Below are 24404 nucleotides of genomic sequence, written 5' to 3' on the forward strand. Positions count from 1 at the left end.
ACCCTTTTAAAAATTAATCAGCCTAGTTATACTCCATTTTTACAACTGGTTTATGTTTTGACAAGGAGTGAAGAGCTTTGAAAGAAACAATCACATTACAAGATATGTTGAAAATAGTCCGAGAAAACTTTCTTTTTATCATAAGTTTTACACTTTTTGCAGCGTTGGTTACGGCCTTTATTAGCATCTTTGTGTTAAAACCTACCTATGAGGCAGAAACGCAAATTTTAGTTAATCAAAAAAATATAGAGCAACCACATTTAGGTGTACAACAGGTTGAAACAGATCTCCGACTTATTAATACGTATAACATTATCATAACAAGTTCTGCTATTTTATCTAAAGTTATAAATAAGCTAGATTTGGATGTCACACCTGAAGTTTTAATGGATCAAATTACTGTATCCAGTGCCAATAACTCACAAGTTGTCAATATTAATGTTGTAGACAAGCAAGCAGAGTTGGCTGTCGATATTGCCAATACAATAGCAGATGTGTTTCAAGAGGAGATTCAAGTTTTAATGACAGTTGATAATGTTAATATTTTGTCAGTTGCACAATTAGATAAGGAACCTGTACCGATTGCGCCAAATAAAACCCTTTATATAGTAGCAGCCTCGTTTATTGGTTTTGTTATAAGTGCTGCTCTCATAATCATACTAGAGAGCTTAGATACTACAATCAAGACGGAGCAAGATATCGAAGAGCTAGTAGGGTTACCAATTATTGGCTTGATTAGTCAAATTAGTGATGCTCACCATAAAAGCACTAGGGTAAAATCTCGTAAAATGAGGAGAGGATCATAATGTTTTGGAAAAAAAAGAAAAAGAAGAAGTTAGTGAAAATGGCACGAAAACTTGTGACGATTGCCAATGGTCATTCTTTTATTTCAGAACAATTTCGAACAATCCGAACAAATATTACTTTTTCAATGCCCGATAGAGAGATTAAAACAATATTAGTGACATCTGCAACACCAGGTGAAGGAAAGTCAACCAATGCAGCCAATATAGGAGTTGTTTTCGCACAAGAAGGAAAACGAGTCGTCATCGTAGATGCAGATTTGCGAAAACCAACAATGCATTATACGTTTCTATTGCAAAATGCTAGAGGACTATCAAATTTACTAACAAGGCATTTTACAATTTCTGAAGTCGTCAATAATACAGATATTGCTAATCTATATGTCTTGACAAGTGGGCCTATCCCCCCCAATCCAGCAGAGTTACTAGCTTCTACCTTAATGGGGAGTGTAATGGAGGAACTAAAGAAAGAGTTTGACATCATTATTTTTGATGCGCCACCATTGCTATCTGTAACAGATGCTCAAATTTTGTCCAATAAATGTGATGGTACATTATTAATTGTGAACAGTGGAGTTGCAGAAAATGAAAATGTATTAAAAGCAAAGTCATACCTTGAAGCCTCAAAAGCAAATATTTTAGGCGTAGTATTAAATAACTATAAAATGCCACTCCATCAATATTATGAGCAATATTATCGTTAATTCAAGTATCTAGACAGGGAAGTGAAGTACAGTGATTGATATGCACAGTCATATATTATTTGATGTCGATGATGGTCCGAAAACGCTTGAAGAGACACTTTGTTTATTTGAGCAGGCCATTTTGGAGGGGATTTCAACGATTGTTTCCACTTCGCATGCTTTACATCCATTGTATAATGTCCCCTTTGATGTCGTGAATGAGCAAATTGTACAGTTGCAAATGACAATTGACCAACGTAACATGCCGTTAAAACTTTACACGGGACAAGAGATACGCTTGGCAGGTAACATTCTAGAATTGTATGAAAAAAAACAAATACATACATTAGCAAACTCCAATTATTTGCTGTTGGAACTTCCCTCTAATCATATCCCAAAATTTACAAAGGATATCATTTACTCGTTATTAACAGCAGGCATAACACCAATTATTGCACACCCAGAGCGAAATAGAGTCATTTCAGAAAATCCAAGACATTTGGAACAAATTATACGTGTGGGGGCACTTGCACAAATTACATCAGGAAGTTTAGCAGGATTGTTTGGAAAAACGATCCAAAAGCTTTCACTAAATTTAGTGCGCTCGAATCTTGTCCATACATATGGCTCGGATGTGCATAATTTAAGTACACGTCCTTTCTTATTTGAAAAGGGACTTAGATTTTTAGAAAAACAAAAAGATTTGGATGTAGTAGATTTTTTGCTTGAAAATAACGAACGAATTATTAATAATCAGCCATTAATTGTATATGAACCAGATGATACTTTCACAAAAAAATGGTGGAAGTTTTTTTAAAATGGGAAAGCATCTTTAAGTTGTAAGGACATAAAAGGTAGCAAAAAGTAGCTGAAGCGCTAGAGACATTCAGTGTTTAAGGGGGTCATATGAGATGCGAGTTGTTTTTATGAGGAGTAACCCTGTTTCTCCAGATCCAAGGGTTGAAAAGGAGGCACATTGCCTTGCAAAAAATAATTGGAATGTACACATTTTAGCTTGGGATAGAGATAAAAAATATAAAATAAAGGACCAACTGTTAGAAGGTGAACATGCAATTCGTATTACAAGGTTTGGTATTCCGGCAACATTTGGAGAAGGTTTGAAAAAGAACTTAGTCCCATTTATAAAATTTCAACTTAAACTTTTTCAATGGTTACTTCGCCATAAAAATACGTATGATATGATTCACGCTTGTGATTTTGATACAGCGCTAGTAGGTACAATATGTGGGAAATTACTTCGGAAAAAAGTAATCTACGACGTATTTGATTCGTATACATCACCATTTTATGGACCACAGAGTATTGGAAAGGTCATTGCTAGTATAGATATATGTCTTATGAATAGTGTGGATGCAGTCATTATATGTACAGAAAAGCGCAAAGAACAGATTGCTAAAGCTTCACCTAAAAAAATAGAGGTCATATACAATACTCCACGTGATATAGATTCAAATAATTGCTTAGATTTGAATCCGAAAAAAGTAAAAATAGTTTATGTCGGTATACTTACTGAAAATCGATTGATTAGTGAATTGGTTGAAGTTGTAAAGAATACGCCAAGTTATGAGCTGCATATTGGCGGATTTGGTAAGTTTGCTGATACTTTGCTGGAAACTTCGAAAATGCATGACAATATACACTTTTATGGTAAGTTACCCTATGAAAAAACAATAGAGTTAGAAAATAGTTGTGACATTATGACGGCTATTTATGACCCTACTATTTCTAACCATTATTATGCTGCACCCAATAAATTCTATGAAGCATTAATGCTTGGTAAGCCTTTGATTATGGTGAAAAATACGGGAATGTCAGAAGTAGTTGCAACAAATAATTTTGGAGAACTTATTGATTACAATAGAGAGAGTTTACAAAACGGAATTGAGAATTTGGTAAAGCGTAGGAAAGAATGGCCAGAAATTTCTCGTGAAATGAAGGCGCTATACGAAGAAGGTTATAGCTGGGCGAAAATGGAGAAACGGATAACAGATTTATACAGTAATTTATAAAAGCTATGCGGAGCGTGAGCAGCAAAGGGAATGGCTCGTAGCGGCTATCGATCCGTTTTTTATCCACAAACGTAAGAGCAATATGAAAATTTACAGTAGTATTTTTAGGGGGACTAATATGAAAATATTATTTGTTGCACAAAATTTTCAAATGGGTGGTATCCAAAAGGCGCTAATTAATATGCTAAAAGAAATATACCTCTACGAGAAATATGAGATAGATGTTTTCACATTTAGTGGAGGGGAATTAATGAACGATATTCCTTCCAATGTGAAGGTAAATACAGGGAACTTACTGTTACAACTAATTGCTACACCTTTTGCTGAAGTGAAAAAAAGAAATAACATATGGCATATTATTTTACGTATTGTGTGTATGATAGTTGTTCGATTAATAGGTTCCCACAATTTCTATTCGATGCTTTTAAAAAAACATCGCAATAATTGTCATTATGATATTGCCATTTCTTATTTTAATGATGTACCCAATCAATATTTCAATAAAGGGACCAATTTATTTGTAGATCAATTTGTGATAGCAGATCGTAAGTTCGCATGGATTCATACAGATCCCATTAAAGCGAATTTTAATTATGAAGCTTGTGTCAAAACCTATAAAAATTTTGATCGATTGTTATGTGTTTCAGAAGCATGTAAGGAAAATTTAATAAGTTTCCTTCCAGAATATCAACATAAAATTCAAGTGGTTTATAATTTTTTTCCAATCGAAGAGATTAAAGAACTGGCATGTCAATATACACCGTTTCTTAAATGCGAGTTGGATTTAATATCTGTTGGGCGAATTGAAAATAGTACAAAAAGGTTCGACCTTATTCCACATCTGTGTAAGTTGTTAAAGGAAGCTTCTATAAATAATTTTCGCTGGCGCATTTTAGGTGATGGACCAGATCTACTTTCGAATCAGCAATTAGCTTTGCAACTAGGTGTAGAGGATGTAGTTGAATTTGTAGGGGAAATGAAAAATCCCTATCCATTTATAAAATGTAGTGATGTATTCATTTTAACATCAGCCTACGAAGGCTATCCAATGGTCATAGGGGAGGCATTAATTGTACAAACGCCTGTTATTACAACAGACTTTGCCGCAGCAGGTGAACAAATTTGTCATGGTCATAATGGATTGATAACAGGCTTTAACATGAAAGACATCTTTCACGTCATTTCTAGTGTTATGAAAAATACAGAATTACTACACAATATGAAAAATTACATAGAAGAAAATCACTACACAAACGAAAAAGCTCAAGAGCAACTTGTATTGGAGTTTGATGCTACATGATAGTGGAATCTAAGAAATTTAGTGTGCTCACTTGTATAATTTCAAGTATCTTTGTCGTAATCAAAATATATACAGGTCATAATCTATTTCTCTGGCTCTTCTTCCTTTTAACCAGTATAGCGATGCTGCTAGATAAGCAGCAGCATCGAATTGACTATTTATTGTTTTTTATTTCGTGGGTTTATGTCATTAAATTCGATATATCAGGATATTCACTACTTGTTGTACTTAGTTCTTTCTATATTTTGTTAAGTATTCTGACGCTCTTTTTACAAAAGCAAGGTATTTCAAAACGACTGTTATTGACCTATTTTTTATTTGCATTTTATACGGTGGCCGTAACGTTAGTTAGTGGTGGTAATCTTATGGCAGTTTTAGGCTTTGTGTTGAATTATAGTGTGCTCTTTTGTGCAATATTGACCCTCAATGATAAGGCATATTTCAGAAGGTATACGTATATCTATACATCGGGTTTACTAGCTGCTTCAATCGTGCGCTTGATCAGTTATTCCGTTCCAGAAATCGATCATTTTATAGAATCAATGACCATTGTGAATACAGTGAAGACAATGAACTCGATTAGTACAAGATTTACGGGTTTAGATTTAGATCCAAATTACTTTAGTTTGCAAATATTAATAGCTATGGCTTGTTTATTAGTACTTTTTAATCTGGATGGAAAAAAGGAAAAAAAGTCAATTGTATTACTCTTAATATTAGCTTTTTTTGGCATACTGACATATTCCAAAATGTTTATTATTACATTAGTCGTTTTTATTATGATGACATTTATTGTCTTCATTAAAAATAATGTGAAGACAGCTATTAAATTTTCGTCTTTTATCGTGATTATTTGTGGGGTTGCTCTCTACTTTTTTTACGAGAAGTTATTGGAAATTTATTGGATTCGGTTTTTTGGGTCAGGAATATCGACAGATGCCATTACCACTGGTCGAGTGAGTAGTTGGGGCCTATTTATAAATGAAATCTTTCAAAACACGAAAGTATTTGTTTTGGGAGCAGGATTTGGCACAAGCTTTGCGAAGGTGAAAATGGCACATACAATGTACTTATCAACCCCTTATTATATAGGTTTAATTGGCGTGGCCTTGTCAGTATTATACATTTCTAGCCTCTATAAAGTACTTAGAGAGAATGTTGGAATTATGAATACACCAGGCTTTCAAATCCTCTCAATTAACGCTATTCCTCTCTATATCGTGTTAATAGCGAATATAGGACTTGATTCATTTGTCATGGATTATTTTCCATATCATATTTTATTAATTATGTTTGCACTGACTATGAGTAAAAGTAAGGGAACTACTATGAATGAGAGGTGAGGTGAGTGCCATTTTTAAGCATTATTGTCCCCGTCTATAATACAGAACCTTACTTAAAAATGTGTCTTGATAGTATTTTGAGACAGAATTTCGTAGATTTTGAGTTGATATTAGTAAATGATGGCTCGACTGATAACTGCTCGGTAATCTGCGATGAATATGCCGAATCTGATCCAAGAATTACCGTCATTCATAAAGCAAATAGTGGTGCTGTCAGTGCCCGTAAAGCAGGGCTAAGGGTCGCCAAAGGACAGTATGTTGGTTATGTAGATAGTGATGATTGGATAGAAGTTGATATGTATAAATCATTATGTAATACTGCACGTATTTTTGATGTAGATATTGTTATTTGTGACATTGTAGAAAATTATCCATTCCAAGAAGTGAAGAGATCACAGCTTGTCGCGCCCGGTTTGTACAGGAAGGATAGGATGGAAAAAGAAGTATATCCAATTATGCTATATTCGGGCGAGTATTACCGTTTTGGATTATATCCATCTTTATCTAATAAAATATTTAAAAGAGACCTATTAGAGAAAAATCTATTTGATGTGGATGATCAAATTTGCATGGGGGACGATGCTGCTTGTACATATCCTAGCTTACTTGATGCAGAAAGTATTTATATATTAGAAAATCAGTATCTCTATCATTACCGTCAGCATTCTTCTTCCATGACAACTAGTTATGATCAGTTGTTTTTTAAAAAAATACTTGTGTTATATGAACATTTGAAAGTTTTAAAGTACAGAAAAGCAGACCAGGTTCCTAATTTTGCTGAACAACTTCAGTATTATTTTACTTATTTAGTGATGGCAGCGGTGAATAATGAATTGAATAGATTCAACCATAAGCGTTTACATGAAAAGCGTACCTTTATTAAGAAAATGTTGATTCATGAAGCGATTCATGGATCGTTGCATGCGATTCGAGTGACAAATATGCCGCTCAAATTAAAGGTCTATACTTGGCTATTAAAGAAAAAACAAATTCTTTTACTTTTTATGTTGAATAGGCTTAATCGGCGGATCAGTGATTGCAAAGGTTTAATTCCTACTTTTACTAAAAGAAAAGGTGCTTACCAGCATGAGAACTAAGAGAGTAGTTTTAAATTTAATGTCTAATGTATTACTACAAGTTGTTGCAGCGGTTATTAATTTCATTTTACCTCGACTATTTATGACAACATACGGCTCTGCTACAAACGGGCTTGTTTCGTCGATTAAGCAATTTTTAAGTTACTTAAAAATAGTAGAAGCTGGGGTTGGTAATGCATCTATAGTGGCACTTTATAAGCCACTAGCCAAGGGTGATAAAGACCAAATAAATGGAATTCTTTCAGCGACTAATCGTTTTTATAGACGTTCGGGTTATGTCTTTGTTGGATTAGTCGCCATTTTGGCTATTTGTTATCCGTTATTAGTAGGAGATGAAGTGAATACGCGTACGGCTCTTTACATGGTACTTATTTTGGGAATTAGTGGCGTGTGGGAGTATTTTTTTATAGGAAAATATTTAGTTTTACTGTCGGCAGATCAAAAAAGCTATGTTATTTTTCGCATTCAAACAATGTTGCTTTTTGCGAGTGCATTATTGTCAGTTACTTTGATAGCATTTGGTTTTTCCATCGTCATTGTTGTTGCTAGTTCAAGTGCCTTATTATTACTGGATGTTCTTTTTTTAAGGTTGTATGTTAAAAAGAAATATCCATATTTCAATTGTAAAAAACAAGCTAATCCGTTAGCAATTAAAGATAAATGGGATGCTTTAATTCATCAAATTGCCTCGTTAGTGGTATTTAACACACCGTTTATTTTAATAACGATTTTTCTGGGCTTAACAGAAGTCAGTGTATTTACAGTTTATAGTATGGTGTTTAATGCAGTCACATTGTTTATATCCACTTTTTCAGGGGCGATATTAGCAGCTTTTGGCGACATTCTTGTCAAAGAGGATAAGGACGTTCTTCGAAAGTATTTTCATTATTTTGAATATATTTTTTATGGCATCATTGCTTTTAGTTACACATGTACAGCTATTTTAATATTGCCATTTATAACGATTTATACAGCAGGTATTGAAGATGCCAATTACATAAGGCCCTGGTTGGCAATATTGTTTGTCATTGTAGGAGTAGCGAACACAATTCGGATTCCTGCAAATACGTTAGTGAACGCTGCAGGACATTTTAGAGAGACGAAAAAACATGCCATTATGGAAGCATTAATTAACCTAGTAGTTTCTCTTGTTTTTGTACAGTATTTTGGCGCAGAAGGAATATTACTGGGCGGAATTTGTTCATACGGCTATCGTACTTATGATTTAATCATTTATTCTTCAAAAAAGATTTTACACAATTCACCTAAAGATACTGTCAAAAAAATTGTGCAAAATAGTATCTTTGCCCTTACTGCAGCGACACCATTTATATTTTTTATCGAGCTCCATATTACATCTGCAGGTTCATGGCTTGTAGCCGCTATATGTATTTCCTTGTGGACGATGTTTATTTTATTAGTAGGTAATTTTATTATTGAGCCTCAAACAATGCGAGATATTTTGGTGCAATTAAAGCGAACAATTACCGATAGTAAATAATTTTATCCCTGCATTTAGTAAGATAAGTAGCATAATTGAAAGGCAAATTGATTCCTTTGAAATGGCAGGTGAGGGTGATGAAGCGAGAAATCAAAGAAATATATTTACTACGATTCGTTGCTTGCTTAGGGATTGTGTTAATGCATAGTGTTACGTTGGCATTGAACATGTATGACTTAGAAGAAGGTCCACTATTCGTAATCCTGACATCTATTCAGCTGATCTTTATGTTCGGGACACCTCTTTTTATATTTATCTCAGAGTTTGTCATTGCCTATTCCTATTCAGATCGTTTGCCGAAAAAGTTTTATGTAAAACGTTATAAATATATGTTAACGCCATTTCTTTTTATTGGACTACTTGATGCCGTTCTTAAATCCATCGAATCGCCTTCTATGGAATTTGCCAAAAAACTACTATTAAATTATTTGGAAGGTGATTTCCATGGTTATTTTATCGTGATCATTTTTCAATTTTATATCATACATCCATTTTTTGTTAAATTTATTGTATCGAGATACCCTGCCTATAAAGTAATAATGACTGCGTTTTTCATTAATTTTAGTTACTTAGCCTTTTTTAATTTTTTAGATCCATTTAAGTATTTTCCTGATTTAGCGTATACTAGTTTACAATGGGATTTTTTTAATAAGATGCCATTTCCTGCGTGGATTGCTTATTTTGTAGTAGCTTATTACTGTGGAAAAAATTATAATAAATTTCTATCGTGGTTACAGCGTTTTCGTTATTTGTTACTAGCAGTATTACTAATCACAGTAAGCATTTTGCTAACCTCTCAATTATCAGGTATTATTGCGGAAGTTCATTCAAAGAGAATAGACGTTATCCTTTATACATTCAGTGTAGCTTTTCTGTTATTTTTCATCGCGAGTAATAGAAGAAAAATGCCGAAATTTATCATTTTTATTAGTCGTTATTCCTTCGGTATATATTTATTACATCCCCTAGTTAATAGCCTATTTAAAATTTTTTTAACGAATTTTATCGAAACATTAAGTGTATTTTCTGTTATTGCCATTTCATTTATTGTCAGTCTCAGTTGCTCCATTTGTATAACATATATAATGAGTAAATGGAAATTCGGCGCGTTTTTTATAGGGCAACTCAATCCCAATGGGGACTCCTCTAATAAAAAAGATGCACAATTTCCCATCCAGCAATCCTAGATAAACTGGTACTAATCAATAAGATGATAATAGTATTTAAACGTGTAAATTGAGTAAGGCTTGCGTTTTTACTTTGCGATTGCCAAAGCAAAGATGGTAAACTAAAAGATGTTATTTAGAGAAAGTGTGGTCTTGCATAATGAAAGTTCTATTTATTGGTGATATTGTTGGTTCAATTGGTCGAGATGCGGTGGAAAAATATTTACCTCGCTTAAAAAAGAAGTATAATCCAGATGTTGTGATTGCAAATGGGGAAAATGCTGCGGCAGGCCGAGGGATTACTCGTAATATTTATAATAGCTTGCTACAAATCGGTGTAGATGTTATTACAATGGGTAATCATACATGGGATAATAAAGATATTTTTGATTTTATTGATGACGCGGATTACTTAATCCGTCCGGCAAACTTTTCAAGTGAAGCACCTGGTAAAGGTATGGTCCAGATTTCTAAAAATGGCGTGACATTATCTGTCATTAATTTACATGGTCGCGTATTTTTACCACCACATGAGGATCCGTTTGCCATGGCAGATCAATTGATTGCAGAGGCTCGACAAATATCTCCACTTGTCTTCGTGGATTTTCATGCTGAAGCGACTAGTGAAAAAATCGCCCTTGGTTGGCATTTAGATGGAAAGGCTTCAGCGGTTGTTGGGACACATACACATGTGCAAACAGCAGATGCAAGAATTTACCCGCAAGGTACAGCTTATATCACGGATGTTGGTATGACAGGGCCGTATGATGAAATTTTAGGTATGACGAAGGAAAGTGTCATCTATAAATTCCAAACAAACATGCCATCTCGTTTTGAAGTTCCGAAAAAAGGGCGAGAGGTTTTAAGTGGTTTCTTTGTAGAGATGGATGATCGAACAGGAAAGGCTATAGCCTGTGAACGCATTTATATAAATGAAGACTATCCATTTCAAGGGTAGATAAGTCGAAGAATGTTTTTTTACGTTTCTTTTACGGGGATATAGGTTTCTTTGTCAAACTAGTCTATTTCCGTTTTGCGGAGCATAAAATGTGCTACGGACAATAACTTGAGGTCCAAAAGGGGGACATAAGTTGTTGAGCGTAAACACTATTCGCGAAACGGGGAGGAATAATTGTGGATTCATTAAAAGTATCATCACGCTCTAATCCAAATTCAGTTGCAGGTGCATTAGTCGCGGTAATCAGAGAAAAAGGGCAGGCAGAAATGCAAGCAGTTGGGGCAGGTGCACTTAACCAAGCCGTGAAAGCAGTGGCCATTGCACGCGGATTTGTAGCGCCAAGTGGCACAGATTTAATTTGCGCGCCGGCGTTTGCCGATATTTTGATTGCTGGAGAAGAACGAACAGCATTAAAGCTGTTAGTGGAAAAACGTATTCGATAAAAAAGTAATGAAGTAAAATGCTCTGTCACATACTATTGTGACGGAGCATTTTTTCGTTTTCCTGTTTTACATATGATAGATGTCACTTGAAATAGGGGCGTGATTTTGCTTAGATTTGAAAATTACAACTTTATGAACAGGATTTTCAGTCAAAGGTCTGATTTTCGCCTAAATCGTGGAGAAACAATAGTCCAGACGGTTTCTTCGTGTTAAACTTATGAAGGAAAAATAATAGTACACATTGGATTTAAGGAGTTGTTGACATGTTACATCAGCTTTCATGGAAAGTCGGTGGGCAACAGGGTGAAGGGATTGAGAGTACAGGTGAGATTTTCTCAATGGCAATGAATCGTCTAGGTTATTTCCTATACGGTTATCGTCACTTCTCTTCTCGAATTAAAGGTGGCCATACGAATAATAAAATTACAGTTCGTCCAACAGAAGTACGTTCAATTGCGGATGATTTAGATATTTTAGTGGCATTCGATCAAGAAACAATTGATGTCAATTATAAAGAGCTTACAGAAAAGGGTATTATTTTAGCTGATGCAAAATTTGATCCTGTTAAACCAGAGGATTCAAAAGCACCATTATTTGCAGTACCGTTCACAGAAGTAGCAGCAGAGCTTGGTACTTCGTTAATGAAAAACATGGTGGCTATCGGAGCAACTGCGTCATTGCTAAATCTAGAAGATGCAGTATTCCAAAATGTTGTCGATGATATTTTTGGTAAAAAGGGCGAAGAAGTCGTTCAAAAAAATATGGAAGCCATTACACGTGGTCGTCAAATTATGAATGAGCTTTTAGTTGATCGTATAGGCGAATGGGAGCTTGCACCTGCGGATGGAAAACGTCGTATGTTTATGATTGGGAACGACGCAATAGCACTTGGCGCAATAGCTGCTGGGACACGCTTTATGGCAGCATACCCAATTACACCTGCTTCTGAAATCATGGAATACTTGATTAAAAAATTACCGAAATTCGGTGGTACGGTAATCCAAACGGAAGATGAGATTGCAGCAGCAACAATGGCTATTGGCGCTAACTTTGGTGGCGTACGTTCCTTTACCGCTTCAGCTGGTCCTGGTCTTTCATTGATGATGGAAGCAATCGGTCTTTCAGGTATGACAGAGCAACCTTTAGTAGTAGTGGATACACAACGTGGCGGCCCTTCAACTGGGTTACCAACTAAGCAAGAACAATCTGACTTGATGGCTATGCTTTACGGTACACATGGAGAAATTCCTAAGGTAGTCATTGCACCTTCTACAATGGAGGAAGCTTTCTTTGATACGATCCAAGCATTTAACATTGCAGAGGAATTACAATTACCAGTAATCTTAATGACAGATCTACAATTATCTTTAGGAAAACAATCTGTAGAGCCATTTGATTATAAGAAAATTGAAATTCGTCGCGGTAAAATTGTGATGGATGATCTTGAGGAAGCGGCAGATAAAGCCTACTTCAAGCGTTATGAAGATACAGAAGATGGCATTTCACCTCGTGTATTACCGGGTACATTACATGGTATTCACCACGTTACAGGTGTTGAACATGATGAAACAGGGAAGCCATCTGAGGCAACAGGTAATCGCCAAACTCAAATGGATAAACGCTTCCGTAAATTAGAGAGTTTGAAATTTGATAACCCAGTCTTTGTCAATGCACCACATGAGGAAGCCGATATTTTATTAGTAGGCTTTAACTCAACAAGAGGTGCTATTGAAGAAGTGCAAGAGCGACTGAATGCGCAAGGAATGAAAGTGAATCATGCACATATTCGATTAATTCACCCATTCCCATCTGCAGAAATAGCACCTCTTGTTGCACAAGCGAAAAAGGTGATCGTTGTAGAAAATAACTATACAGGTCAATTAGCTAATATTATGAAAATGAATGTTGGTGGTCACGATAAAATCGTGACAATCACTAAATATAACGGTACACCATTCTTGCCAGGTGAATTAGAAAATCGTGTGAAGGAGTTGACTCGCTAATGGCAACATTTAAGGATTTTCGTAATACAGTGAAACCAAACTGGTGCCCAGGCTGTGGAGACTTCTCAGTACAAGCAGCTATCCAACGTGCTGCTGCAAATGTCGGCATTGAACCAAATGAACTTGCTGTCATTTCAGGAATTGGTTGTTCAGGTCGAATTTCAGGATATATCAATTCTTATGGATTCCATGGTATTCATGGCCGTGCACTTCCGATTGCACAGGGATTAAAAATGGCTAATCGTGATTTACATGTTATCGCTTCTGGTGGTGATGGTGATGGATTTGCTATTGGTATGGGGCATACAATTCATGCCATCCGCCGTAATATTGATATAACTTATATTGTAATGGATAACCAAATTTATGGTTTAACAAAAGGTCAAACATCTCCACGTTCAGCTGCTGGATTTATTACAAAATCTACACCAGGTGGAGCGATTGAGCCATCATTGAAACCATTAGAGGTAGCGTTAACAAGTGGTGCAACATTTGTGGCGCAGGGCTTCTCTACAGATATTAAAGAATTAACAGCACTAATTGAAGCTGGTATTAACCATAAAGGTTTCTCATTTATCAATGTCTTTTCACCTTGTGTAACGTATAACAAAGTGAACACATATGATTGGTTTAAAGAAAATTTAACAAAATTAGCAGATGTTGAAGGTTATGATCACTCAGATCGTGGTATGGCAATGCGTACAGTGATGGAACACGAGGGCTTAGTAACAGGCATTATTTATCATGATACTGAAACAACGTCGTATCAAGAAAAAGTACCTGGCTACTCTGAGTTACCATTAACAGATATCGATATCAAAATGAGCGAAAATGATTTTAATGATTTAGTAAAAGAATTTATGTAAAATTGATAGGATCGAAGCATTTGGAATGAAGTCATTCCAAATGCTTTTTTTATGCTTTAGTAATCGATCGCAAGTAAGTAATTGTTATGGAATCCTTATAAAATCCTTATATTTATTTTTTACACTAAGGTCATCGAAAGGATGATGCCTAATTATGAAAGATTTGATATTGAAAACAAACAATCTGAATAAAGCGTTTAAAGGACAAAACATTGTAGCTAATTTATCGTTAGAAATTAAACGTAATTCAGTTTATGGCTTACTTGGACCTAACGGAGCGGGAAAATCTACAACCTTAAAGATGATAACGGGCATGCTACGACCTAATGCTGGAGAGATCATTTTTAATGGACATCTATGGTCAAGAAAAGATTTGCAGGATATCGGGGTCTTAATTGAAACACCACCCTTGTATGATAATTTAACAGCTAAAGAGAATCTAAAAGTTCGAACGATAGCGTTAGGCATACCACAAAGTCGGATTGACGAAGTATTGGAGATTGTAGATTTAACGAATACGGGGAAAAAACGAGCAGGTCAGTTTTCTTTAGGGATGAAGCAACGATTAGGTATAGCAATTGCGCTGTTAAACAAACCGAAACTGTTAATTTTAGATGAGCCGACAAATGGTTTGGATCCAATCGGTATACAAGAGCTTCGTAAGCTCATTCGCTCCTTGCCAGAACAAGGTATCACTGTTATATTGTCTAGTCATATTTTGCATGAGGTAGAACAAGTCGTGGATGATATTGGCATTATTGCTGGTGGCAAGCTTGGCTATCAGGGACCAGCTCCACAAGGTCATGAATTAGAGTCACTCTTCATGCAGGTTGTCACTGCCAACAGAAAGGTAGGTCATTAGTATGTTAGCCATCATGAAAGCAGAACAATTAAAATGGAAGCGAACTTTTATTCCCAAACTACTGTGGCTTACGCCACTTATAACCTTACTTATAGGCGCTGTACTGATGGGAGGTGAATATTTTCAAACAGGAGCTTATAACTGGTGGTATACGATGCTTCTGCCAGGTGCACTGACGATTTGCTGTGCCTTAGTGATCGAAAAAGATAAGAAGTTGAAATACCATAGTATACTTGCACTACCACTTGGCCTCAAAAAGGTTTGGTTGGGAAAAATACTTTCATCAGGTGTATGGCTTTTCATTATCACTAGTATGTTCTTTGGAGGAATTACAGTAGGGGGCTGGCTATTTGATCATAGCTTACCAATAACAAGCAGCTTATTAAGTTCTCTAATTATTTTCGTAACGTTTTTGTGGCAAATTCCCTTATGTCTTTTTCTGGCAGCTAAATTAGGAACCTATTTGGCTATTTTGCTCAATGTAGTTGCCAATATCGTAGGGATTGTAGTATTTGCTGATGGAGAGCTATGGTATTGCTATCCTTTTGCAATAGGTGCACGTCTATTATGCTCAACTCTCGGTATATTACCAAATGGTCTACCAGTACCTGAGGGTAGTTCTTTACTCAATAACGATGTTATATTTCCTGGATTATTGATAACGATCACTTGGTTTATCATAATCACTTCACTCACGACAAAGTGGTTTCAAAAAAGGGAGGCCAAATAGCAAATGGACATGTTACGATTATTGAGAGCAGAAAGTCTTAAAACAAGACGAACTCCATTACTACTTACACATCTACTTGTCCCCATTGCTATTTCTGGATTGTTTTTAGCTTACTATTCCTATTCACCATGGGATTTTCACGGAAAAGTAACTGCCTATTTTCAAGGCCTAGCGTGTGGACTACCTATGATTATAGGATTAGTATGTGCAATGGCATCCGATCAGGAGGCGAAGGCAGGTCATTATCAAAGCATGCTAGTCTCAACAAAAATAAAAATAAAGGCATACTTGAGTAAGCTTATATTATTATTGATGTATAGCTTTGGAGCCATCTTTATGTCTGTAGCTATTTTTAGTATGGGCTTTAGAGAATTATTACATGAAGTAGATTTTGACTATTTATTTTATAGTGTTGCTACCTGTATTTTATTCAGCAGTCATATTATTTTTTATATTTTACATTTATTTGTAAGCTTCCAATTTGGAAAAGGTGCTTCGATTGGTTTAGGCATTGTAGAAGCCCTGCTGGTCGCTTTGTTGCTTACTGGTTTAGGTGATGCTATTTGGCCCTTTTTACCGTATGGATGGAGCGGTCACTTTGTTTCTTTATGGATTTTAACTTCGGCGGGCACAAATTTAACATTGCTCGAAGGAAGTATCCAAACTAGTATAATATGGTACTTAGCTGGAAGCATACTAGCTTTTGCATTATCTTGCCTATGGTTTTGGAGATGGGAAGGTAGAGCAGCTGAATAGTAGGAATGGATGGTTGAGGATAAATTATGGCAAATATATTAGTAGTTGATGATGAAATTGATATTTTAATGCTGGTTAAAAATGCACTACATAAAGATAATCATTTAGTAAATATTGTGTTTAATTCGACAGAGGTAGAGAAGATGGATCTAGGCTTCTTTGATCTAATCTTACTTGATGTGATGATGCCTGCTATTGATGGCTTTACGCTATGTAGGCAAATTCGCCATGCTGTAGATTGTCCGATTCTTTTTCTTACCGCTAAAACCTTAGAGGAAGATATTATGTTTGGTCTTGGCTTAGGTGCAGATGACTATTTAATCAAACCTTTTAGTATTGGCGAACTACGGGCAAGGGTAAATGCTCATATTCGACGTGAAAATAGAGAGAAACGGAATGTTCTTTATCATGGTAAAGTTCATTTTAATCTTTCTGGTAAAGAACTATTTGTTCAAAATGAGAGGATTCCGTTAACCAAAAGTGAGTATGAAATATGTGAATTTTTAGCACGTCATCGCGGGCAAGTTTTTTCTAAAGAACAAATATACGAAACGATTTTTGGATTTGATGGCAAAAGTGACAGTACAGCGATAACAGAGCATATTAAAAATATTCGTTCAAAGCTGCATGCATTTGATATAGAAGTCATTGATACGGTTTGGGGGATTGGCTATAAGTGGAAACCGTAAAACCGAGGAAAGGAACACGTCTGCATACATTTTTTCTGAGATATTTATTTTTTCTGTGCATTGGCATCATTCTTTTAGTGGCACTATTAATAGGTCTATTTATGTTTGCCTTTTCAGCTAATATTATTTTACCTGCAAATTATGCAGAGGCACAAATCACGTTAGCAAAAGATCGAATTGCTACAAGCAGCTCGGTAACGGATGAGATGATCCCTGACCTTGTAGAATATGCAGTGGTTTCAAACCAGGGAGAGTTTATTTCAGGCAATTTAACTAAAGAAGAGGCTTCCTATGCATGGCAGTTAAAACAAAAAGGAGAAAAGCAGGGAAGTTCTCGATTTTATGCATTTATTGAGCGCGAACAGGAAGTATGTATTTTACGCTATAGTTTAGTACCTGAGTATCGCTCTGCTATCATAAGAAATTATTTACCTAATCCGCAATTAACAGTTTTATTAGTTTTTATTATTGGAGTTGTTGTACAAGCAGCGGTACTTGCTGTTCATTTTGGCAGAAGACTAAAACAAAAAATGATGGGCTTACAAGAAGCTATTGAAAAAATACAACATCAAAATTTGGCATTTCATTTACAACCGTCTGGAATCCAAGAAATTGATGATATTGCTCTTTCTTTTGAACAAATGAAGGAAGCATTAAATACTTCTTTGACACAGCAATGGCGGGCAGAAAGATTGCGCAGAGAACAAATATCAGCACTGGCACATGACCTGAAAACACCATTGACGATTATTCGGGGAAATGCCGAACTTTTATTGGACACCGCCCAAGATGAAATGCAAAAAGAATTTAACCATTATATATTAAAAAATACGGTTGAAATTGAAAAGTTCACAAAGCAATTAATGGATCTTTCGAATGTGGAGCAAGGTATTGTCACCTCAAAATCAAATGTCGCCATGCATTCTTTTATTCAACAGGTCGAACAACAAATGAAAGCTCTTGCTTTAGAAAAAAATCTTGAAGTTAGTGTAGAAATGGTCAGGCTACCTACTTCCATTATGATAGAGGAAGAGCTTTTTTATCGGGCTCTATTAAATGTGATTGTCAATGCAGTTGAGCACACACCAAATAACGGCAAAGTCACTTTATCTGTTGAAGGAAAGGGGGATGTTATTCATTTTACTGTGAAAGATAGTGGTACTGGTTTTTCAGCAAAAGATTTAAAAGAGGCTACCAAACAATTTTATCGTGGAGACCCAAGTAGAAATACAACAGATCATCATGGTATGGGCCTTTATATTGCAGAGTCAGTTATTAAAAAGCATGATGGGGTAATAACACTCGCTAATGATTCGATAACGGGTGGAGGAAAAGTGACAGTCACTATTCCTGTTATGAGGATGGAGTAACAGTTTATTTTTTCCAATTTACTGCGGGTAGAAATCAAAGTCATTGCTCTAATGAAGTCCTTCATGTTACCCTAGTAATAAATTTAGTCCTTTTTATTGGAAGTAAGGTTTTACAACTAACTATCCTTATAAAGGGCTTTTTTTATAGAAAAAAGTTTTAAGGGTACTTAAATGGAGGAGTTTTTTTTATGGCAGAAAGAGGTAGACCAAAAGGCGCAAGTGGAGAAGAAAGTCGCGCATTATTACTTGAAATTGCAGCGAAAGAGTTTGCGCAGCATGGATATCATGAAACGAAGGTGAGTACGATAGTAAAAAGTGCATCATTAAGTCAGCCTACTTTTTACCTGTATTTTAAAAATAAAGAGTCCATTTTTGAAGAATTAGAGAATCTTTTTCGTTTACGAATGATGGATTTAGCCAAAAAAAGCCGCTTACAGCCTGCATTAGAGCAAGCAACAGTAAAATCACGTATTATCCATAATGTTAAGGAATTATTAGCGTTTTTTGCTAAAAACCCAAATTTAACAAGGATTGGATTATATTTATCGACAAAGGCTGATGAAATAAAGGCACAAATCGTCAAGCAAATTAAAGAGAATCTGGATTATGAAGTAGATGCTGGCTATTTTCGGAAAGATTTAGATACACATATAGTTGCAGAGAGCTTAATAGGTATTATTGAGCGATTAACATTTGTTCAATTACTGCCAAAGCAAAAAAAGCCAGAAGAGATAGCCACTGATATTGTGAATTTATTAATAGATGGTATGTTGGATAGGGGAAGTCATGACTAATAATCAACCACTTCATAATTTTAAAAAAAGAAAATACTGATTTTTTCTTTTTTTAAAGTTGAATATTACTTTTGAGTAATATAATATTAGGAATATGTAGTGATTACCATTAGTATTTCAAATGGTTCACTCAATTAAAGAAGAAAAGAGGAGGTGAATGGAATGATGTATCCACCAATGCCATATGTAGGAGATAAAGGTGGCCGTATTACTGTTAAGTAATTATTACTTAAGGGTCTGGCTTATTTAGTCAGACCTTTATCTTTTAAATGGAGAGACTGTTTAATATGCTTGAACAGAGTAAGTTAGAAAATGTAACTTTCTACTACAGAAAAGAAGGTATAAAGCAATTGATTGGTCAATTAGCAACTGTAGATGGATTAGTGAAATTTCAGGGGACAAGGGGTGTTTTTGGAAAGATTTAGTTACACATATGGGTTTCAGAGTGTTTTAGTGAATTGATTGAATGATTAGCATTCATTCAATTGTTGCCAAAGTAAAAAGCCAAGAGATAGATAATTGTAACTTTAGTAATAGAAAGGATATTTACTAGAGAAAATAGAGGAAATAACTATATAAAAGAAAATGATTTTTCTTTTATATAGTTGGATATTACTTTTAAGTAATATAAAATTGCTTATTGTTATTTTATATCAAGATGTAGAAAGAAGGATCTATGAGTACCAAAATAACATCTCTGTTAACGTTCATCCAGATTTTTTAGGATCAAATCAAACCTTCTAAACTACTGTAAAAATCGATGGGGCTTTAAATAGACATAGTGAATGAGTGACACCATTAAGAAGAAGGGAGATTGTACATGGGATTGATGTTTAATGTTTAATATGTAAAATTAATCCAAAATAGAGTCGCATTTTGCTTTTATAGCAATTTAAAATTTTTAAATAATATAATTATCGTATATGTTTGTTATTCGTATATGCATTAGAACATGATTGATGTAAGAGAGTGCTCCTATTCTTTTTCAATCACATATTGGTAGAAGTAAAATGTATAGAAAGAGGAGAATGCTATGAGAAAATGGCAGCAGGCAGTATCGGTATTTGTCATCTATTTGTTAATGGCACAGATTGTAGTTGGTAGTTTCCCAGTGTATGCTGAAACGAATGATCATGAACAGCCCATACTAACTGTCACACTCACAACAGATGGAGAGCCTTATATAGATGGTGACATTGCTTCAAGTCCTGTTACTATTCAAGCGACAACAACTACAGTTGATAGTGCTAGTCTACAGATAGAGACTTCTAACGACAAAGGAAATACATGGACAGTATTCAATACTTTAACGCCACTTGTTTTAAAAGATGCAGGGGACTATCATATTTGGTTTAGAATCATTGGGCAATCCGCCATTAGTAAGCACGTAATTCGCATCGCAGAACAAAAGCCATCGTTATTGTCAGCAGGTAACTCTATTATTTATGTGGACGCAACTGCTACTGTTGGGAATAATGATGGTACAAGTTGGGACAATGCATTTCAAGATTTACAATCCGCTTTACATAGCGCACTAAGTGGACAGCAAATCTGGATTGCCCAAGGAACATACACACCAACTAGAAAAATGGATGTAAATGATTCACGCAGCGTAGCATTCCGAATGAGAAATGGTGTGGAAATTTATGGCGGTTTTAAAGGTGATGAAGAGACATTAGCGCAGCGAGATTTTAACACATACAAAACTATACTAAGTGGAGCACTTCCTAGTGGAGAAAATGCCTATCATGTATTTTATCATCGATATGACCCTGATGTAAGTGTATTAAATGAAACAGCCATTCTCGATGGTGTCACCATTACGGGAGGTTTTGCTAATAAGGGGACGCATATGTATGGTGGTGGGATGTACAATAGCGATGGCAATAACCCACTCTTAAGAAATGTCCTATTTACCGGGAATAAGGCACAGGGAGATGGTGGAGGCTATGGAGGTGCTATGTATAATACTAGAGGAAGTAACCCGATTTTAACAAATGTTCGATTTAGCGGAAATGAAGCGTACCTAGGTGGCGCTATCTACAATGCTAGTAGTAGTCCAAGATTAAGTGGTGTCAAATTTGATGGAAATAAAGCGACTGGCTATGGAGGCGCTATCTATAATGGTGGTAGCAGTAGTCCGACTTTAACAAATATAACATTTACTAGCAATGAAGCAGTATACGGAGGTGGTATATACAACGGTAACGTGAGTAATCCCATCTTAACGGAAGTTGAATTTAATAGAAATAAGGCAACTCAACATGGTGGTGGCATGTACAATTATGCCAATAATCCAACTTTAACAAACGTAACCTTTAATGAAAATGAAGCTACTTTTTATGGAGGTGCTCTATACAATGATGCTAGCAGTCCCAACTTAATGGAGGTAACATTTAGCGAGAATAAGGCGGAGTATGGAGGAGGGATGTTTAATACTGGTAGCAATAGTAGTCCACTATTGAAAAATGTGCTATTCAATAAAAATCAGGCAAGTCAGTTAGGAGGAGGGATGTTTAATACGAACTATAGTATCCCAAGCTTAACTGATGTAACGTTTGATCAAAACAATGCAATCAATGGGGGCGGCATGCACAATACCAATAGTAGCCCGATGATGACAACTGTAACATTTCGTGAAAATAAGGCCGGTTATGGTGGAGGGGCTATGTCTAATGATGGTGTCAGTAATCCAATTTTAACGAATATGCTATTCATTGGAAATGAAGCGTATATTGGGGGCGGTATGTTCAATGATGGCAGTAGCAGCCCCAATTTAAGAAATACGTTATTTACTGGCAACAAGGCAGATTTTGATGGTGCTACTATAAGTACTGACTCTCCAACTAGTAATATCATCTTAACGAATGTGACCATCATTGGCGATATTCCGAAATATGGAGTGGGTGCTATTTCTGGAGGTGGCTCAGCTAGTAAAATTCAAAATAGTATTATTATCGGAAATAACAAGAAAATTGCCTTTTATAATTATAAAGGTAAAGTTGAAAATAGCTTGCTCGATGTGGAAGTAGGAAAGAACATAAGAGGGAAACTATTTGATACGACTGGGACGGCTGTTGATACGCCCACTTATCTGCCAACAGATGTGTTTATGGATTCAAGCAAGAAAGATTATCGTTTAAAAGCAGATTCTCCAGTAATAGATCAAGGGAATGCTAGTTATCCTGAATTAGCAGATATAACGACAGACCTTGCTGGGAAAAAACGTGTGCAAGGAGCGGCGATTGATTTAGGCGCGTATGAAGTGCCAAATTATTATAACATTATCTACGATGCAAATGGAGCAACGGGAGGCAGTGTGCCACAAGATGATCAGAAATATGAAGAAAATGCCCTTGTGACAGTGAAGGTTAATAGCGATAATCTTGTGAAAACAGGCTATACCTTTAAAGGCTGGAATACACAAGCAGATGGTAAAGGCACAGCATATGCAGTGGATGATACCTTCCCAATGGGTACAGATAATATTATATTGTATGCGGAGTGGGTAGCTAACCAAACATATACAGTCAAATATGATGCAAATGGCGCAACAAGTGGTATAGTGCCACAGGATAGTCCATTATATGAGGAAAATGAAAAAGTGATGGTACAAGGAAATAGTGGAAATCTAGTAAGAACAGGCTACACATTCAAAGGCTGGAATACACAAGCAGATGGTAAGGGAATATCCTATGCCGAAAATGCAACCTTTCAAATGGGAAAAGCCGATGTCATCTTGTATGCCCAGTGGACAGCGAACCCAACTTATACAGTCATATATAATGCAAATGGTGCAACAAGTGGGACAGTGCCAAAGGATAGTACATTATATGAAGAAAATGAAACAGTAATGGTACAAGGAAATAGTGGAAATCTAGTAAGAACAGGCTATACTTTTGCGGGCTGGAATACAGCACAGGATGGTAAGGGTATAGCCTATATAGCAAATACGCCTTTAACAATAGGTGAGGCAGATATAATTTTGTATGCTCAATGGATAGCGAATTCTTCAACACCTGGTGGAGGTAATGCCAATGGTCCTTCAATGCCGGATGGAGGTAGTGCTTCTCATCCATCAACGTCTATTCAAATATCCTTCGAGACAAATGGTGGCCTATCTTTAGAGGACATGGAGATTACCTATAATACAAGAGTCAGTGATTTACCTGTACCAACAAAGGAAGGTTTTCGTTTTGACGGTTGGTATATAGATAAAGCGCTAACGATACAATGGGCTGAAGATACGCTTATGAGGGAGAATTTAACGCTCTATGCAAAATGGATAATATTGCCAACAGAAGAACCGAAAGAACCACAGCAATCCCCACAGTCAAAGCCTTCCGTGGTGACTTTCGAAGATATCGAAAACCATTGGGCACAGGATATGATTGAGGCATTAGCAACGCAGGGCATTATTAAAGGATATGAAGATGGTACTTTCCGACCGAATGAATCAATTAGCCGCCAGCATGTTGCCTCATTATTCACACGTGCTTTTGAATTCGAGGTGATCCGCCCAACAGCAGCCTTTTCGGATGTAGCACCAAACCATATGTACTATGATGCGATTATGACCTTACAGCAGGCAGGCATTATTGATGGAGCGGATGGAGCATTTCGTCCAACAGACAATATTACACGGGCACAATTAGCTAAAATTTTAGCAAATACACTACAACTGAAATCAGAAGGTAAGAGTTCTTTTAAGGATGTAGATAGCAATCATTGGAGTGTTGGCTATATTGCGGCATTAGAGCGAGCAGAGATTACATTAGGGGATAATGGCAAGTTCCACCCTGAAGCTTCTGTGACAAGAGCCCAATTGGCGGTTTTTATATACCGAGCAATGCAGCAATAAAAATGATTTTTTAGGCGTGAGGCTATCTAACAGCTTCGCGCCATTATACTATGAAAGAGTAATATTTTTGTTGAATATTACTTTTGAGTAATATAAAGTAGTGAATAGATAGTGAGGGTAATTCTGATGAATCACTAAATAAAGAAGAA

At 35.9% G+C, this 24404-nt stretch carries 21 protein-coding genes; all 21 read left to right on the forward strand.

Annotated elements, in window-relative coordinates:
- The first annotated feature begins 77 nt into the window (after nucleotides 1-77).
- The 21 genes from LCP48_RS05890 to LCP48_RS05990 all read left to right on the forward strand — a co-directional run bounded on the left by LCP48_RS05890 (nucleotide 78) and on the right by LCP48_RS05990 (nucleotide 24255).
- Nucleotides 78-806: a YveK family protein gene (locus LCP48_RS05890; protein WP_225340774.1), complete on the forward strand. Its 729-nt coding sequence runs from the start codon at nucleotides 78-80 to the stop codon at nucleotides 804-806.
- Nucleotides 806-1507: a CpsD/CapB family tyrosine-protein kinase gene (locus LCP48_RS05895; protein ID WP_004224927.1), complete on the forward strand. Its 702-nt coding sequence runs from the start codon at nucleotides 806-808 to the stop codon at nucleotides 1505-1507. Before LCP48_RS05890 ends, LCP48_RS05895 begins: the two co-directional genes overlap by 1 nt.
- Nucleotides 1508-1547: 40 nt before the next feature.
- The gene (locus tag LCP48_RS05900; RefSeq protein ID WP_318528174.1) at nucleotides 1548-2303 is read left to right on the forward strand and encodes a tyrosine-protein phosphatase; all 756 of its coding nucleotides are present in this window, start codon (nucleotides 1548-1550) and stop codon (nucleotides 2301-2303) included.
- A 94-nt stretch (nucleotides 2304-2397) separates the two neighbouring features.
- On the forward strand, nucleotides 2398-3516 hold the full coding sequence (locus LCP48_RS05905; protein ID WP_202341645.1) for a glycosyltransferase family 4 protein: 1119 nt from the start codon (nucleotides 2398-2400) through the stop codon (nucleotides 3514-3516).
- Between the two features lie 118 nt (nucleotides 3517-3634).
- On the forward strand, nucleotides 3635-4816 hold the full coding sequence (locus LCP48_RS05910; protein ID WP_004224922.1) for a glycosyltransferase: 1182 nt from the start codon (nucleotides 3635-3637) through the stop codon (nucleotides 4814-4816).
- Nucleotides 4813-6159: a hypothetical protein gene (locus tag LCP48_RS05915; protein WP_225340776.1), complete on the forward strand. Its 1347-nt coding sequence runs from the start codon at nucleotides 4813-4815 to the stop codon at nucleotides 6157-6159. The genes LCP48_RS05910 and LCP48_RS05915 overlap by 4 nt, the downstream gene beginning before the upstream one ends.
- A 5-nt stretch (nucleotides 6160-6164) precedes the next feature.
- The gene (locus tag LCP48_RS05920; protein WP_225340777.1) at nucleotides 6165-7256 is read left to right on the forward strand and encodes a glycosyltransferase; all 1092 of its coding nucleotides are present in this window, start codon (nucleotides 6165-6167) and stop codon (nucleotides 7254-7256) included.
- Nucleotides 7246-8757: a lipopolysaccharide biosynthesis protein gene (locus LCP48_RS05925; RefSeq protein ID WP_225340778.1), complete on the forward strand. Its 1512-nt coding sequence runs from the start codon at nucleotides 7246-7248 to the stop codon at nucleotides 8755-8757. Before LCP48_RS05920 ends, LCP48_RS05925 begins: the two co-directional genes overlap by 11 nt.
- Before the next feature lie 77 nt (nucleotides 8758-8834).
- Nucleotides 8835-9944, forward strand: a complete 1110-nt coding sequence (locus LCP48_RS05930) for an acyltransferase family protein (RefSeq protein WP_225340779.1) — start codon at nucleotides 8835-8837, stop codon at nucleotides 9942-9944.
- A 139-nt stretch (nucleotides 9945-10083) separates the two neighbouring features.
- Entirely contained in the window at nucleotides 10084-10881 is a 798-nt protein-coding gene (locus tag LCP48_RS05935; protein ID WP_004224906.1) for a TIGR00282 family metallophosphoesterase, read from the forward strand.
- Nucleotides 10882-11057: 176 nt separating this feature from the next.
- Nucleotides 11058-11324: a stage V sporulation protein S gene (locus LCP48_RS05940; RefSeq protein WP_004224903.1), complete on the forward strand. Its 267-nt coding sequence runs from the start codon at nucleotides 11058-11060 to the stop codon at nucleotides 11322-11324.
- Between the two features lie 263 nt (nucleotides 11325-11587).
- A complete protein-coding gene (locus LCP48_RS05945; RefSeq protein WP_004224899.1) occupies nucleotides 11588-13327 on the forward strand; it encodes a 2-oxoacid:acceptor oxidoreductase subunit alpha in 1740 nt (579 codons plus the stop codon).
- Entirely contained in the window at nucleotides 13327-14193 is an 867-nt protein-coding gene (locus LCP48_RS05950) for a 2-oxoacid:ferredoxin oxidoreductase subunit beta (protein ID WP_004224896.1), read from the forward strand. The genes LCP48_RS05945 and LCP48_RS05950 overlap by 1 nt, the downstream gene beginning before the upstream one ends.
- A 154-nt stretch (nucleotides 14194-14347) precedes the next feature.
- Nucleotides 14348-15055, forward strand: coding sequence for a lantibiotic protection ABC transporter ATP-binding protein (locus LCP48_RS05955; RefSeq protein WP_004224894.1), 708 nt, complete (start codon nucleotides 14348-14350; stop codon nucleotides 15053-15055).
- 1 nt (nucleotide 15056) lies between these two features.
- Nucleotides 15057-15785, forward strand: a complete 729-nt coding sequence (locus tag LCP48_RS05960) for a lantibiotic immunity ABC transporter MutE/EpiE family permease subunit (RefSeq protein WP_004224892.1) — start codon at nucleotides 15057-15059, stop codon at nucleotides 15783-15785.
- A 3-nt stretch (nucleotides 15786-15788) separates the two neighbouring features.
- Nucleotides 15789-16541, forward strand: coding sequence for a lantibiotic immunity ABC transporter MutG family permease subunit (locus tag LCP48_RS05965; protein WP_225340780.1), 753 nt, complete (start codon nucleotides 15789-15791; stop codon nucleotides 16539-16541).
- Between the two features lie 26 nt (nucleotides 16542-16567).
- A complete protein-coding gene (locus tag LCP48_RS05970) occupies nucleotides 16568-17230 on the forward strand; it encodes a response regulator transcription factor (protein WP_004224888.1) in 663 nt (220 codons plus the stop codon).
- On the forward strand, nucleotides 17218-18600 hold the full coding sequence (locus LCP48_RS05975) for a sensor histidine kinase (protein WP_202341637.1): 1383 nt from the start codon (nucleotides 17218-17220) through the stop codon (nucleotides 18598-18600). The genes LCP48_RS05970 and LCP48_RS05975 overlap by 13 nt, the downstream gene beginning before the upstream one ends.
- 188 nt (nucleotides 18601-18788) lie before the next feature.
- A complete protein-coding gene (locus LCP48_RS05980) occupies nucleotides 18789-19394 on the forward strand; it encodes a TetR/AcrR family transcriptional regulator (protein ID WP_004224884.1) in 606 nt (201 codons plus the stop codon).
- A gap of 287 nt (nucleotides 19395-19681) precedes the next feature.
- Complete coding sequence (locus tag LCP48_RS05985) at nucleotides 19682-19819, forward strand: hypothetical protein (protein WP_004224881.1); 138 nt, start codon at nucleotides 19682-19684, stop codon at nucleotides 19817-19819.
- Between the two features lie 608 nt (nucleotides 19820-20427).
- Complete coding sequence (locus LCP48_RS05990) at nucleotides 20428-24255, forward strand: InlB B-repeat-containing protein (RefSeq protein WP_225340781.1); 3828 nt, start codon at nucleotides 20428-20430, stop codon at nucleotides 24253-24255.
- The last annotated feature ends 149 nt before the right edge of the window (nucleotides 24256-24404 follow it).

It is taken from the genome of Lysinibacillus capsici, assembly GCF_020217405.1.
Taxonomy (GTDB): domain Bacteria; phylum Bacillota; class Bacilli; order Bacillales_A; family Planococcaceae; genus Lysinibacillus; species Lysinibacillus capsici.

Bases quoted from the DNA above. Each gene is read 5' to 3' on its own strand.
- LCP48_RS05970 (WP_004224888.1), top strand. From the start codon at position 16,568: ATGGCAAATATATTAGTAGTTGATGATGAAATTGATATTTTAATGCTG.
- LCP48_RS05910 (WP_004224922.1), top strand. From the start codon at position 3,635: ATGAAAATATTATTTGTTGCACAAAATTTTCAAATGGGTGGTATCCAA.
- LCP48_RS05955 (WP_004224894.1), top strand. From the start codon at position 14,348: ATGAAAGATTTGATATTGAAAACAAACAATCTGAATAAAGCGTTTAAA.
- LCP48_RS05985 (WP_004224881.1), top strand. From the start codon at position 19,682: ATGCTTGAACAGAGTAAGTTAGAAAATGTAACTTTCTACTACAGAAAA.
- LCP48_RS05900 (WP_318528174.1), top strand. From the start codon at position 1,548: ATGCACAGTCATATATTATTTGATGTCGATGATGGTCCGAAAACGCTT.
- LCP48_RS05935 (WP_004224906.1), top strand. From the start codon at position 10,084: ATGAAAGTTCTATTTATTGGTGATATTGTTGGTTCAATTGGTCGAGAT.
- LCP48_RS05930 (WP_225340779.1), top strand. From the start codon at position 8,835: ATGAAGCGAGAAATCAAAGAAATATATTTACTACGATTCGTTGCTTGC.
- LCP48_RS05915 (WP_225340776.1), top strand. From the start codon at position 4,813: ATGATAGTGGAATCTAAGAAATTTAGTGTGCTCACTTGTATAATTTCA.
- LCP48_RS05990 (WP_225340781.1), top strand. From the start codon at position 20,428: ATGAGAAAATGGCAGCAGGCAGTATCGGTATTTGTCATCTATTTGTTA.
- LCP48_RS05925 (WP_225340778.1), top strand. From the start codon at position 7,246: ATGAGAACTAAGAGAGTAGTTTTAAATTTAATGTCTAATGTATTACTA.
- LCP48_RS05980 (WP_004224884.1), top strand. From the start codon at position 18,789: ATGGCAGAAAGAGGTAGACCAAAAGGCGCAAGTGGAGAAGAAAGTCGC.
- LCP48_RS05945 (WP_004224899.1), top strand. From the start codon at position 11,588: ATGTTACATCAGCTTTCATGGAAAGTCGGTGGGCAACAGGGTGAAGGG.
- LCP48_RS05960 (WP_004224892.1), top strand. From the start codon at position 15,057: ATGTTAGCCATCATGAAAGCAGAACAATTAAAATGGAAGCGAACTTTT.
- LCP48_RS05895 (WP_004224927.1), top strand. From the start codon at position 806: ATGTTTTGGAAAAAAAAGAAAAAGAAGAAGTTAGTGAAAATGGCACGA.
- LCP48_RS05905 (WP_202341645.1), top strand. From the start codon at position 2,398: ATGCGAGTTGTTTTTATGAGGAGTAACCCTGTTTCTCCAGATCCAAGG.
- LCP48_RS05965 (WP_225340780.1), top strand. From the start codon at position 15,789: ATGGACATGTTACGATTATTGAGAGCAGAAAGTCTTAAAACAAGACGA.
- LCP48_RS05950 (WP_004224896.1), top strand. From the start codon at position 13,327: ATGGCAACATTTAAGGATTTTCGTAATACAGTGAAACCAAACTGGTGC.